This window comes from Mycobacterium colombiense (genome assembly GCF_001672755.1).
GTDB classification, from domain to species: Bacteria; Actinomycetota; Actinomycetes; order Mycobacteriales; family Mycobacteriaceae; genus Mycobacterium; species Mycobacterium colombiense_C.
On the sequence record NZ_LZKI01000061.1, the window covers coordinates 1 to 576 of the forward strand.

Consider the following 576-nt stretch of genomic DNA (forward strand, 5'->3'; position numbering starts at 1 on the left):
GCCGGCGGCGAACTGCGCCGGAGCCTAGGCGTTTTCGACGCGGTGGTGATCGGGCTGGGGTCGATGATCGGCGCCGGCATTTTCGCCGCGCTGGGGCCCGCCGCGCGTGCCGCCGGCTCGGGACTGCTGCTTGGCCTGGCGTTGGCCGCGGTGGTGGCCTACTGCAACGCCACCTCGTCGGCGCGGCTGGCGGCGCGATACCCCGCGTCGGGCGGCACCTATGTCTATGGCCGAAAACGGTTGGGAGACTTCTGGGGATACCTGGCCGGGTGGGGCTTCGTCGTCGGCAAGACCGCGTCGTGTGCGGCGATGGCCTTGACCGTCGGCGTCTATGCGTGGCCGGCGCAGGCGCATGCGGTGGCCGTCGCGGCGGTGGTCGCGCTCACCGCGGTGAACTACGGCGGCGTGCAGAAGTCGGCCTGGCTGACCCGCATCATCGTCGCCGCGGTGCTCGCGGTGCTGGCCGCGGTCGTCGTCGCCGCGTTCACCGTCGGGGCGCCCGGCGCCGATCATCGACCCCAGCCCGATCACCACCGCGTCGAAAACGCCTAGGCTCCGGCGCAGTTCGCCGCCGGC

The 576-nt window shown here is 72.9% G+C and carries 2 pseudogenes; one reads left to right on the plus strand and one right to left on the minus strand.

The window, feature by feature from the left end:
• Nucleotides 1-12: 12 nt before the first annotated feature.
• Nucleotides 13-498 (plus strand): annotated as a pseudogene (locus tag A5708_RS07835) (amino acid permease); the annotation flags it as partial.
• Here A5708_RS07835 and A5708_RS27420 read toward each other — a convergent pair.
• Nucleotides 499-564 (minus strand): annotated as a pseudogene (locus A5708_RS27420) (hypothetical protein); the annotation flags it as partial.
• Between the last annotated feature and the right edge of the window lie 12 nt (nt 565-576).